This window comes from Paenibacillus violae (assembly GCF_032461945.1).
GTDB classification, from domain to species: Bacteria; Bacillota; Bacilli; order Paenibacillales; family NBRC-103111; genus Paenibacillus_E; species Paenibacillus_E violae.
On record NZ_JAWCUD010000001.1, the window covers coordinates 1207761 to 1220933 of the forward strand.

The window sequence follows — 13173 nt, forward strand, 5'->3', positions numbered from 1 at the left end:
TCATGTAAAGTATGGAAAAGACATCTAAGAAATAAGCGTTTTTGAAGGGTAGCTGACCTTTTATAAGAGAGGAGAATGAATAATGTACTCTTTATTAATCGTGGATGATGAAAGGTGGGTTCGTCAAGGATTAGTTACAACGATTGATTGGGAAGCAGAAGGCATAGAAGTCATAGGAGATGTAGAGGATGGAGAAGAGGCTTTAACCTTTATTCAAAACCAGATGCCGGATATCATCATCACAGATATCAAAATGCCGCGTATGGATGGCCTTGCTTTCATTGAAGCCGTCAAAAACGCCAATATGCCCTCAAAAATCATTATTATTAGCGGGTACAGCGAGTTTAGCTATGCGCAAAAAGCGATGCGTCTCGGAGCCGTTGATTATGTGCTGAAGCCAATTGAGGAAACACTCATGCTGGAGGTTGTGCGGAAGTGCATTGAACAAATAAAACGTGAAAGAGAAGATCATAACGAATTCGTGCAGATGTCAGAACGCGTTCGAGAAAGTTTACCGCTGGCGCGGCAGCGGTATGTTGAAACGCTTCTCACAAATGGAAGCGCTTCACAACAATTCTCGCGCACTGTGTGGGATCGTCTCAATATTCCACTAAACCCCGATCAGATCAAAGTCATCATGATCAAGATTTATGACTGGGGCGTGCATGAGCACAACCCGAAGGAGCATCACTTGCTGCGCCATGCCATTGGCAATCTAGCCAAAGAAACCGGGAAAAATGCAATGAAGATGATCGCTTGTCCATTGCATGACGACCCCGATACAGATTTAGCCATTCTAGTTTCCCCCAACAAGGAAGCTGATCTTGCCCATGAGCAGGGGATTTGGGAGACACTCATCTCCGCTTGCTGGCGGTACTTGGGAATCGGCATTAACATTGGAATAAGTAAAAATAGTCATATCACAGACATCCATGCCTCGTTCCAAGAAGCCGTGCAGATTTCCGCTTATGCGTTCTACGAAGGATACGGTAAGGTTTATGATGCGGATCGGATGGACGTGCCTCCATCTCATTCACTTCCTAAATATACGCCGCCTAATGGTTGGTTAACCCGATTTGTACATGCTGTGAAGCTTAGCGATGATGCTGCCCTTCGTGTATTGATTGATGAATTGTTCGGACATTTGCAAATACATAAACAGAAATGTTCGCCGCATGTGCTGAGAAAGGGCTTAACCGCACTCTTCACAGAAGTGGAGATGAAATTAGAAATCAATTATGCTTCGGATTTGAAAGAGGGAAATAAGAGCTTTGTCCTTCCCTACTTTGCTTTATCGGATTTAAAGGATGTGCTCCTCACGATCCTGCTCCAATTCCAGCCTGGTGATAACGCCTCGGGAAATCGAAAAAGATTTATTGAGCTCGCTGTCGACTATATGGAAAAACATTATACAGAACCGCTAACGATGAACCGGGTTGCCGAGCATTTGTTTTTGAACCCCTCTTATTTTAGCAAAATATTTCATGAAAAAACGGGGGAGACGTTCAGTAAATACTTAATTCGTCTTCGGGTCAACAGGGCTAAGGAGCTGCTCAAGGTTTCCACGCTTAAAATTTATGAGGTGGCGGAGCAGGTGGGTTACCAGGACTTCAGGCATTTTGCAAAACTGTTTAAAGAGCAGGAGGGAATGACGCCAGCTCAGTATCGCGATATTGGCGTCTAATGCCTAATATGGAGGGGACAATCGCTTGAAGCTTCTTGCGCATCTTAAATGGCGTTCCGTAGGCTATAAATTATTCATCTTATTTTTTGCAAGCATAACGATCTCCATCATGCTCATGGGGTATTTATCCTATCATAAAGCAAATGAAATTATCAGCTCCAAAGTCTCGCAAGTAGCTTGGCAAACGATTCAGCAAGCGAACAGGCGGCTTGAGCTTATTATGAACGAATATGATAACAGGTCTTTATTAATTTTTGGCAATAAGGAAATTCAGAAGGGTATTCTCGGGGAATACCGAGATAGCTACGATCAAAGCTATAACAACCAACAGATCGGCAAGTTTTTATCCAACTTGGTGAATGTCAAAAATGATACGTTGAACATTTATATTTTGGGAGAGCGTAGTGCTTCCTATCGGTTCACAAACACGGGTTTTACGGAACTGCCGATGGTGAGCAAAGTGGAAGAAGAGCAGGATTGGTACAAGCAGATTAAAGCTGCTAACGGTCAGGTGGTATGGTATGGCATCCGATCCCCACTTGTGCAAACAACACTGGATCAAGACAATAAACCTGTTTTTGTGATGGGCCGTTCGCTCAAAAACTTCGACAATCTGAATCAAACGCTCGGGGTGCTCATCATGGAGTTTAATCCGGAGTTGATCCAGCAATTTTTGTCCGAGGTTGATTTCCAAGCTCATGGTACGACGTATATTGTAAATCAGAATGATACGGTTGTTGCCGATTCGGACGGTTCACTGAGCATGCGACCAGCCGGCTTGAATCTTCCGCCGAATCCCAGCGGGTATTTAACAGACAGGGTCGATGGCAAAGATCTCATGGTCGTTTATGATCAATTGAAAATTAATGATTGGAAGCTTGTCGGTATGGCCCCGATTCAAAACTTGGTCAGTGATTCAAGAAAAATTGCCTATTACACAGTCTATCTCGTCATTGGTTTTAGCGTTGTGGCAATTGCCTTAGCGTTTTTATTTGCTAAGCAAATGCATAAGCCCGTCAGGATGCTTCTCTGGTCTATGCGCAGGGCAAGAGAAGGTGATTTCGATGTGCAAATTACGGATGAACGCAAGGATGAATTCGGCATGCTGTATCACGGTTTTAACACGATGGTGACGCGCATTAAGGATTTAATTGATGAAGTGTACATTCAAAAACTGCTTAAAAAAGAAACGCAATTGAAAATGATGGCTTCTCAAATAAATGCTCACTTTTTGTATAACACATTGGATTCCATTCATTGGATCTCCCGCATTTATAAGGTCGATGAGATCAGTACGATGATTTTCGGTTTATCGAAATATCTCCGGATCAGCTTAAGTGAAGGAAATGATTTTGTAACGGTCAAAGAAAGCGTTGAGCTGCTCGAGAGTTATTTATCGATTCAAAAAGTAAGGTATCAAGACAAATTTACCGTAAATATGTACATAGATTCCGCCATGCTGAACCATAAAGTTCTGAAATTCGTTTTTCAGCCACTTGTTGAGAATGCGATTTATCATGGGCTTGAGAATAAGCGAGGCAAAGGCCGGTTGGATATCCGTTGGAAACTGGACGGTCAGATTCTACACTTCGAGGTCGAGGACGACGGAATCGGGATTCAACCGGATAAAATGGCGGAGCTAACCGCTATGATGGCAAGTGATGAGTGGGAGGGGGAGCATAATTTTGCTCTAAGAAACATTCATTCACAAATTCAGCTAACTTATGGCAAAGAATATGGCCTTTCGATTGCGAGTACGCCGGGGTCAGGAACAACAGTGAAGCTAGTGCTGCCACTTCGAGTATGACGAAATCCGTGAACGAACAAAAATAATACACTAAAAACAAAAATCCCCACGTTTAAAGGAGGCATTGAAAGCGCCTACAATAAAGGTAAGCTCATAAGCGATTGAGAAACTTAAAGGAGGATCAATATGAACAATAGAAAAAAACGTATCGATTGGCAAAGCAAAAAGTTGATTGCACTCCCACTCTCAGCAGCACTGGCAATTACTCTGACAGCGGCCGGCTGCAGTTCCACGAACACCGCATCGAGCAGTCCAAGTACCAAAGGAACAGAAACAAAGAGCACAGACGCTAGCACGCCTAAAGCGGCTACAAGTTCAGGCGGACCGGTTACGATTGATTTTTGGTTTCCGTGGGGCGGAGACTATCAGAAGGATTTTAAAGCTACTGTAGTAGACGTTTTTGAGAAGCAGCATCCTAACATAAAAGTGAAAATGACCTTCGTGGAGACAACAGGCCAAACACAAGCCTCCGATAAATTGCTGACGGCTATTGCCGGCGGAAATCCGCCAGACGTCGCTTTGTTCGACCGATTCTTGATCGGTTCTTGGGCGGCCAAAGGCTCACTGACAGACTTATCGGGCTATGTGAAGAGCAGCGGAATATCTCCAGATGACTATTATAAAGGGCTTTGGGCCGAAACGGTTTATAAAGACAAAGTATACGCGTTACCATGGGGTACTGATAATCGCGGGATGTTCTACAACAAAACGCTGATGAAAGAAGCGGGACTTGATCCGAATAAGCCGCCTACAACGATCGCAGAGTTAGATCAAATGGCGGAGAAGATTTTCAAAAAGGGCAGCAACGGCAAATATTCGCAAATTGGTTTTATCCCATGGATGAATCAAGGATACTTATTCACGCATGCTTGGAACTTTGGCGGGAAGTGGGAGGATAGCAGCCATAACTTGACGCCGAACGATCCGCAGAACGTTAAAGCGCTTGCATGGATGGCTGACTATGCGAAAAAGTATGACATCGGAAACTTGACCAGTTTTTCCGATGCCATGGGGCAAACCGGTATGAATCCATTTTGGACGGGTAAGGTTGGTTTCGAATTTGATGGCAACTGGATTTTGAATGACTTGGCGAAATACAAACTGAACTTCGATTGGGGCGTTGCCCCAATGCCTGTAGCAGATGGCGCTAAACCGACGACTTGGGCAGGCGGTTGGTCCTACGTTATTCCGAAGGGCTCTAAGCATGAGAAGGAAGCATGGGAATTCGTCAAGTTCGTCGCGCATAAGGAAGGTACGCTGCTCTACGCCAAACGTCCGAAAGCCGGAAATGATATTACGGCAATGCCGCAAGTTAATGAAGAGTTGAAATTGTCCGAAAATCCGAACTTAAAGGTATTTTTGGACTTAATGCCAGGGGCATACACAAGACCGGTATCCCCTGTAGGGGCCTTCTTGTGGAATGAATCCATCAGGGTGCAAGACTTGGCGATTCATGGCAAAGGTGATGCCAAAACGCTGCTCGATGAAGTGAAGAAGAATGTGGACACCGAATTAGCTAAAGTAGGTAATTAGTTTCTAGAAAATAGAAGGCAGGGCATTCTGCATGGCCCTGCCTCTTATACTTGAAAAGGAGGGGAACGGATTGAAATTGGCTGAGACTGAAACTTCCATCAATAAATTATCAGCTTCCGCTAGTGTTGTTAAGACGAAGAAAACGCGCTTCGAAAGAAAGATTTCCTTATTCGGATTGATCTTCGCCATGCCTTGGATTATCGGTTTGCTTCTCTTTCACGCCTATCCGCTTATTATGTCAGCTTACTACAGCCTAACCACCTACAGCATTCTTGAACCCGGAGAATTCGTAGGTTTCGATAATTATGCAAATCTTTTTAAAGACCAGGTATTCTGGATTAGTATTTATAATACCTTGTACTATACGGTGATTTTCGTTCCGCTCAGTATTGCGTTTGGCGTGTGTCTGGCACTGCTGCTAAATTTAAAAATACGTGGGCAAGGCTTTTACCGTACCCTGTTTTTTATTCCTAGCTTAGTGCCTCCAGTCGCGACTACAATCATCTGGTTGTGGCTGCTCAACCCGCAATTCGGTCTTGTGAATTTTTGGTTGGAAAAGATCGGGATATCCGGCCCGCCATGGATTGGAAGTGAGGCATGGTCTAAGCCGTCCCTAATTCTAATGAGCTTGTGGGGCACAGGGCAAGCCGTTGTTATTTATTTGGCAGGCTTGCAGGATATTCCCCAAGATTACTACGATGCCGCCAGCGTGGATGGAGCCAGTGCTTGGCAGCGAACGAAAACAATTACATTACCGCTTTTGACACCTGTTATCTTTTTCAATTTAATTATGGGCACCATCGGCGCTTTACAAAATTTCGTTCTGCCTTATACCCTCACGAATGGTCAGGGAACACCGGCTAATTCCATGATGTTCTATGTCATGTATCTGTATACGAACGGATTCGGTTACTTGAAAATGGGGTATGCTTCCGCAATGGCCTGGATTCTGTTCTTGATTGTGGTCGGTTTAACGGCGTTGATCTTCGTGTCGCAGAAGCGCTGGGTCCATTATCAAGGAAAAGAATAGGGAGGAGAGATCATTATGGGAAGCACAGAACTTGGAACTACTCGAAAAATATTTTCACACCTCTTGTTAATTCTAGTTGGCGCCTTTTTCCTTTCACCATTTCTATGGATGGTATCTACTTCACTCAAAGCAAACGACGAATTGTTCACATGGCCTCCAGTCTGGATCCCTCATGTTATGGAGTGGAGCAACTATCCTGCAGCGTTAGATTACATTCCTTTTTTCAAATACTTGAAGAATACGCTTACAATTGCAGGCCTGGCAACATTCGCGGTGCTGTTATCCTGCCCGCTTGTTGCTTATAGCTTGGCTAGAATTCCTTGGAGGGGGGCGAAGCCGCTTTTTGCAGTGACACTCATCGTCATGATGCTGCCTTATCAGGTCACGATGATTCCCATTTTTATCGCCTTCAAAAATTTCGGCTGGGTCGGGACCAGCATCCCGCTTTGGCTTCCCGCTTTTTTCGGCGCACCGTTCTTCATTTTCTTGCTACGCCAATTCTTTATGGGCTTGCCCAAAGAACTGGAAGATGCAGCACGCATTGACGGCGCCTCAGAACTCCGCATTTATTGGCAAATTATTCTTCCTCTGTGCCGACCTGCTTTGCTGACGATCGCGTTGTTTCAGTTCATGAACAGCTGGACGGATTATCAGGGGCCGCTCATTTATTTGTCAGACGATAACCAGTACACGTTGATGCTTGGCATGCAGTCGTTCAAATCGCAGCACGGCGCCGAGTGGCAGATGATGATGGCTACGCTGGTTATGATCACATTGCCTATTATTTTGCTCTACTTTTTTGTACAAAGGGCTTTTATTCGAGGAATTACTTTCTCAGGTATTAAATAGGAGGCTGCAGTTCAATGAGCAAAATTCGTATTGGTATGATTGGAACGGGAGGAATCTCCCAAGTACATGGCCGTCAACTGCTGGAATTAGAGGAAGCGGACATTGTAGCGTTGTGTGATACAAGCACAGAGAACAGAGAAAAGTTTGCAACCAAGTTTGAGCTTGAAGGTGTAAAGCATTTTACAGACTATAAAGTTATGCTGGATGAAATTGAGTTAGATGCTGTAGTGATCTGCTCTCCGCATACGCTGCACTTCCAGCAAGCGACCGATGCGCTGAGCAGAGGGCTGCATGTTCTCATTGAGAAGCCCATGACTTGTTCATCAGAAGAAGCGGCGCTCTTGATTGCAACAGCAGAGAAGGCTGGGAAAGTCATGCAGGTCTCCTACCAGCGCCATTTCCAGCCGGAATTCCTTTTCATTCGCGATGCGATTGCACGTGGTGAGATCGGGAAGCTGACGTCGATTACGGCATCGTTGTATCAGGAATGGAAACAGTTCACTACCGGCTTGTGGAGACAAGTGCCGGAGCTGTCTGGAGGCGGTATGCTTATGGATTCCGGAAGTCACATCGTCGATGTGCTCCTATGGACGACGGGGCTTACACCGGCTGAAGTGAAGACGAACCTGCATACCCAAGGAGCACCTGTGGAGATCGATTCATTTACCTCCATCCGTTTCGAGGAAGGCGCTGTGGCTGGGCTAAACATTATCGGTTTTGCGCCATGCTGGCATGAAACCTATGTGTTTTGCGGCGAAGACGGAGGTATTTTTTACGATAATGGTAAAATTACGATCCGGCGCATTGGAGAAAAGCCGGTTGTTCCTGAACTGCCTAAACAAACGACGAATCAAGATAAAAGCTTTATCGACGCCATTCTAGGACGCCATGAGGTCAAGGTGCCAGGTACATTTGCGCTGAAAGTTGTTAAGTTCACGGAAATGATATATCAAGCTGCTGGGTATAAACCTTATTAAGGCTAAGTTGCCATGAGGAGAGAAATACGATGAAATTACAAATAGGAATGCGCATACCGCCTAGAATCGGCGCTGAAGGACTTGAATTAACCGCTGCATGGGCTGTCCAAGCAGGTTTGGATGTCCTTGATGTTCCGCATTTGAATCCTGAAGTCAAACAAATATGTGAGGCAGCGGGGATCGGCATTGGTTCCGTGGATGCCTTGCAAATGGGTGGAACACTTCTAAGCAAAGAGGATGCTCGTAGAGAGAATGCGGCCGAAGCCGTCAAGAAGCAGATTACGGAAGTGGCTGCTCTAGGAGCGAAGGTCATGTTCATGTGTCTCGTGCCGGAAGATCATACGCAATCACGGCAGGAGAGCTTTGCCATATGGAAGGATACATTTCCGGAGATTGTGGGCCATGCGGAACGCGAAGGCGTCTACATAGCCATAGAGGGTTGGCCTGGGCCAGCCCCTCATTACCCGACGATCGGTTGTACGCCGGAAATGTGGCGTGCCATGTTTGATGCACTGCCTTCCAACCATTTTGGCTTAAATTATGATCCGTCTCATATGGTGCGGCTAGGTATCGATTATTTACGCGCATTGACAGAGTTCGGTGAAAGAATCAATCATTGCCATGGCAAAGATACCGAGATTCTGCATGATGAGTTGTATGAATGCGGCATCTTACCGGCAACTTTTGGTGCAAAATATGGCTTCTCGGAAGGCTCTTGGCGGTATACAATACCAGGTCAAGGGGATGTTGAGTGGAGTAAGGTCGCTGTACGTTTAGATCGTCTGGGTTACAAAGGTGCGATTTCCATTGAACTGGAAGATCACCGTTTCTGGGGCACATTGGAGAAGGAACGGGAAGGTATCGTGAAAGCGGCGGCGCATTTAAGAAATTATTTTTAATGTAGGCTTCAAAAACCTTATCTATTCAGCATGCTGCTGTTTAGATAAGGTTTTTTTGAGTAAGGAAAATATATCCAAGGTGTGGCGAATATGATAAGATAATGTCGAATTCGTATCCTGATGTAGACTTGCAAGGGGGAGCCCAATGCACGCACGTATTTCGAGTCAAGCAGCTAAACAGCCGTCACAAGGAGGGAATTTAAGAAGGCCAAGTACCCAGCAGAATGTGTCGAATCATCCCTATTCATCCCTCTTACAATTACAACGAACAATCGGAAATAAAGCTGTCCAGCAGATGATAGTCGGGACGCCAATGATTCAAGCTATGAGATGGCCTGCCCCTAAGCAGCAAACAAAATTAATGGCCCAAATCGATGAACATTGGAGCGACTTGGACAAAGAGGATGTTAAGGTATTCTATGAGTGGTGTACTTCGGATAAACAATTTGAGATTATTCCCAAAGAACTTAGTCACTCGGAATGGAAAACGCTTAGGGATAAATGCACGGGAGCACAGATGGATGATCAAGGTTTCTCTGGTGATCCGAGTGAGAAGAATGTACGGAATATTTTTACCTTCCTTACAGCGAAGAAAGTGATTCCCTTCAAAAGTTTCGATATGGGAACTTATGTAGAATCAAATGAACTGTTAGCTGCTGATATCGCAAGTAAGCAAACCCAGGGAGTCTTCAACCTCGACCGAATTATTGAGCTGGATAAATCATTCGCGTTTGATCTCGTTGAGGCGGATAAGGAACGGCATGCTGCTTTATGGGAGAAAGATAACAATACCGACCTCGAAAGAGAAAAGATATTGTCACTTAATCAAAGAATCAAAGCGGCAAAAGAAAAAATACAGATTGCCCTGACATCTTTGGTACATGCCCATGAGACCAGAATCGCTGAGGAGAAAGAAGCGGCCAAAAAGAAAGCCAAGATCGACGATGCGATTCTAGCCGCTGAGCAGTCTTATGCGATTACCGGCTGCAGCCCATTGACACAAGCGATATGGAACAGCACGAAAGCAAATGCCGGGGCAACGGGTTATTTGGAGATCGGCGGATCGTACTCGGCTCAGGAATTGCAGACCGCTCATGATGAATGGCGATCTTTTGGCATCGCATATGACAGTTCGGACGGTAAAGTCGATTTTCTGGATAATATCCATAGTCCAGGGACTGGGAAGGCACAGGATAAAACAGGCCATGCCAATTACGAGAGCCGCTCCTGCTCCAGTCAAGTGGATTTCATCTCAACGTGGGGTGGAAGTCGTACGGTTATGCACGTGGGTTTACAGGGAACGGAGAAATAAGCTTGTGTTGAAAATAAACATTCTCGAACCGCGCTTAGCGCGGTTTTTTCGATAAATGGTTACTTCACTACTACTTGTATGATACAATGAGTTTAGAAATTGACAGAAGATGGCATGCTACATACAACAAACATGTGTTGAGGTGAAAGGATTTGAATGACAAAGTTGTGCTGCCGGTTTGGACGGTCGGCTTATTTATCGTTATCATGAATACGACGATGTTTAATGTTTCTATCCCTAGTATTATTGGTGATCTCCAAATATCTGCGGATCTCGGGGCGTGGGTCATCTCTAGCTATTCCATTGGATATGCGTTATCTACGGTTATTTACAGCAGGTTAACGGACATTGTGCCGTTAAGAAAGCTGCTGACAGTAGGGCTGCTTGTGCTTGGCCTCTCTTCCGTATACGGGATTTTTGCGCACAGTTTCGGCGCTTTGCTTGCCGCTCGTATCCTGCAATCCGCGGGTGCCGGTGTCATGGCCGGGCTAGGTTTGGTGCTGGCGAGCCGATACGTGCCCTTAGAGAGACGCGGCTCTGCCATCGCCATGATCTCAGCTGGAAGTGCCATGGCATTTGGATTAGGCCCGATTGTAGGAGGGCTTATCAGTGAATATTTTGGCTGGAACGGACTGTTTGCGATCACTTGCCTCGTCTTAGTCATCCTGCCAGTGCTGCTCCGCTTGCTTCCGAAGGAGGACTCTCAGCCTTTCCGTTTCGATCTCGTCGGGGCGATCTTAACCGTTGTCAATGCTGCTACCGTACTATTAGCGGTGACGCAATTATCTATGATTTGGATCGTAGTCAGCGTTGTATCCTTCTTGCTGCATGCTTGGCATTTGAGGCGGGGGAAAGAAACGTTCATCAACCCGGAATTATTGAGGAATCATGATTTTCGTAAATTGGTCGTCATTGGGTTTTGTGTGTTGGTTTTAAATCTTGGAAATCTATTTCTGATGCCGCTAGTACTGGCAAACTTGTTTCATCGCACAGCGATGGAAATCGGATTGACGATTGCTCCAGGTGCCATATTATCGGCATTTTTGACTCGCTTCGTCGGTCGCTGGATTGACACCTATGGGAATCTGCGGTTTCTGCTGATTGGACACATCGTGCTTTCTATAGTTATGCTGCTTTTTTACGCGGTCGTAGGTACTTCTTCCATCGTTGTGCTTGTCGGGTATATTTGCTTTTCGCCAGCATTTTCAGCAACGCTGTCCTCTTTAAACAACGAGACTTCGCGTATTCTTCCGAAAACGCTCATCGGTTCAGGCATGGGACTGATGCAGTTGATCCAGTTTTGTGGCGGATCGATCTCCGTCGCTGTGTGCGGCATTTTGCTCGAGGTTCAAACGCATACGAGCCTTGCTTTGTCCTATCAGCATGTGTATGGCTTATTGCTGCTAATTGGTTTGGTTTCAATCGGGATGTTATTGTGGTACAAGTCTTCGGGTAAAAAAGTGCAACAGGCTGGAAATTGATGTTCGCAAAAAGAAATCAATGACTTGTAAAATGAGTGAAGGTTAGCTATTATGGATATTGCAGGTCCATAAGGGTAAAGAGTATATTTTAATCGCTGGAAGGTGTTATTCATGCAATTCTCCAAAAGCACAGGCCATGCTCTGCATGCCATCATTCATTTAGCTCGCGCTGAAAGAGGTCAACATGTAGGCATTAAGGAATTGGCTGCGCTCCTAGGAGTCTCCGAGAGCTATCTGTCCAAAATCATGTCGAAGCTGCGGCAGGATGGCATCGTGCGTGCAATGACAGGTGCAAGTGGGGGCTACGAGTTGGCTAAATCAGCAAATCTGATTACGTTTCTTGATGTCATTCAGGTTGTGGAAGGCCGTCAGAAGATGTATGAATGTTTCAATCTGGATTCACAGCAGCATCAGTTATTTTTTGAATCAAACGTTCAGGATTCGCATCATTCCGACCATCATGCAGGCAATGGGTGTGAGTGTTTGGTTAAAAAAGTGATGGATGGTGCTGAACAGCAGATGGTTCATTATTTACAGCGGCACACGATTCAAGGGGCACTTGATTCAGCAGCATCAAAAAGTAATAAATAAGTAGTAACAAGGAGCTATTAGCTTCTTCTAGCTATATTATGGATATTAGAGATCCAGGAGAGTGATTAGATGAAACAACTTATGGATGTAGGGATTATTGGCGGTGGGCCGGCAGGATTGAATGCAGCGCTTGTGTTAGGGAGGGCCAGAAAAAACGTCCTGGTCATCGACGAAGGAAGGCCTCGTAATCGAGTAACACGGCACACGCATGGTTTTCTCACACGGGACGGCATAACTCCGGGAGAATTTCGGCGGATTGCGAGAGAACAGATTCAAGCGTATCCATCCGTACAGTTTGCTGATGAGACTGCGGTAACGATAACAGGCGCAGATGGTGACTTTCAAATAACGACCGCACAAGGCAGTACGTATCGAGCGAAAAAACTGCTGTTCGCCGGAGGCATGAAAGACCTTCCGGTCGATATTGAGGGCTTAGCTGAAGTGTATGGCACAAGCGCGTTCGTTTGTCCATATTGCGACGGATGGGAGCTGCGAGACCAATCGCTTGTCGTTATTACAAAAGGCGCGAAGGCGATGCATATGGCCAAATTGTTGGCAGGGTGGACCTCGGACTATGTCATTTGCACGAATGGACCCGATGAATTAACCGATGAACAACGCGCAGAACTCAAGCAGCATCATGTATCTGTGTTTGATTCACCGATTTTACGCATTGAGTCAGACAAGGGCATGGTGCAGCAGGTGATCTTGGAAGATGGCAGGATTGTTCCCTGCACGGGCATTTTCTTCGCACCAAAGCTGGCTGCCGGATCTGATATCCCGCCAACGCTTGGTTGCCACATGACGGAAGCCGGGGCCATTGTCGTTGATGCTTTTGGGAAAACGAATGTTCCGGGTATTTATGGTGCAGGTGACGCCTCTTCAGAAATGTATCAAGCGATTGCAGCCGCCTCATTAGGTGCTTTAGCTGGTGCCGGGATTAATAATGAGCTGCTTATAGAGGCATGGGATCGCCAGGGTTAGATAAATGCTGGACGCCGCATCAGCAA

Annotated in this window: 11 protein-coding genes; all 11 read left to right on the plus strand. The window is 45.7% G+C overall.

The genetic code is table 11. The annotated features are described in order from the left end of the window. The first annotated feature begins 82 nt into the window (after window positions 1-82). Window positions 83-1684 carry a response regulator gene (locus RQP52_RS05455; protein WP_315949949.1) on the plus strand — a complete coding sequence of 534 codons (1602 nt, stop codon included), beginning with the start codon at window positions 83-85 and terminating at the stop codon, window positions 1682-1684. Between the two features lie 25 nt (window positions 1685-1709). Continuing rightward, the gene (locus RQP52_RS05460; RefSeq protein ID WP_315949950.1) at window positions 1710-3491 is read left to right on the plus strand and encodes a cache domain-containing sensor histidine kinase; all 1782 of its coding nucleotides are present in this window, start codon (window positions 1710-1712) and stop codon (window positions 3489-3491) included. 126 nt (window positions 3492-3617) lie between these two features. Next, window positions 3618-5024, plus strand: a complete 1407-nt coding sequence (locus RQP52_RS05465; RefSeq protein WP_315949951.1) for an ABC transporter substrate-binding protein — start codon at window positions 3618-3620, stop codon at window positions 5022-5024. A 70-nt stretch (window positions 5025-5094) separates the two neighbouring features. Next, a complete protein-coding gene (locus tag RQP52_RS05470) occupies window positions 5095-6054 on the plus strand; it encodes a carbohydrate ABC transporter permease (protein ID WP_315949952.1) in 960 nt (319 codons plus the stop codon). Window positions 6055-6069: 15 nt separating this feature from the next. Continuing rightward, the gene (locus tag RQP52_RS05475; RefSeq protein WP_315949953.1) at window positions 6070-6903 is read left to right on the plus strand and encodes a carbohydrate ABC transporter permease; all 834 of its coding nucleotides are present in this window, start codon (window positions 6070-6072) and stop codon (window positions 6901-6903) included. A 14-nt stretch (window positions 6904-6917) separates the two neighbouring features. After that, window positions 6918-7880, plus strand: coding sequence for a Gfo/Idh/MocA family protein (locus RQP52_RS05480; protein ID WP_315949954.1), 963 nt, complete (start codon window positions 6918-6920; stop codon window positions 7878-7880). Between the two features lie 29 nt (window positions 7881-7909). After that, window positions 7910-8779 carry a sugar phosphate isomerase/epimerase family protein gene (locus RQP52_RS05485; RefSeq protein WP_315949955.1) on the plus strand — a complete coding sequence of 290 codons (870 nt, stop codon included), beginning with the start codon at window positions 7910-7912 and terminating at the stop codon, window positions 8777-8779. Window positions 8780-8924: 145 nt separating this feature from the next. After that, window positions 8925-10091: a hypothetical protein gene (locus RQP52_RS05490; protein WP_315949956.1), complete on the plus strand. Its 1167-nt coding sequence runs from the start codon at window positions 8925-8927 to the stop codon at window positions 10089-10091. Between the two features lie 152 nt (window positions 10092-10243). Then, complete coding sequence (locus tag RQP52_RS05495; protein ID WP_315949957.1) at window positions 10244-11572, plus strand: MFS transporter; 1329 nt, start codon at window positions 10244-10246, stop codon at window positions 11570-11572. Window positions 11573-11683: 111 nt separating this feature from the next. Beyond that, window positions 11684-12163 carry an RrF2 family transcriptional regulator gene (locus tag RQP52_RS05500; RefSeq protein ID WP_315949958.1) on the plus strand — a complete coding sequence of 160 codons (480 nt, stop codon included), beginning with the start codon at window positions 11684-11686 and terminating at the stop codon, window positions 12161-12163. 69 nt (window positions 12164-12232) lie between these two features. Beyond that, complete coding sequence (locus RQP52_RS05505; RefSeq protein WP_315949959.1) at window positions 12233-13147, plus strand: NAD(P)/FAD-dependent oxidoreductase; 915 nt, start codon at window positions 12233-12235, stop codon at window positions 13145-13147. The last annotated feature ends 26 nt before the right edge of the window (window positions 13148-13173 follow it).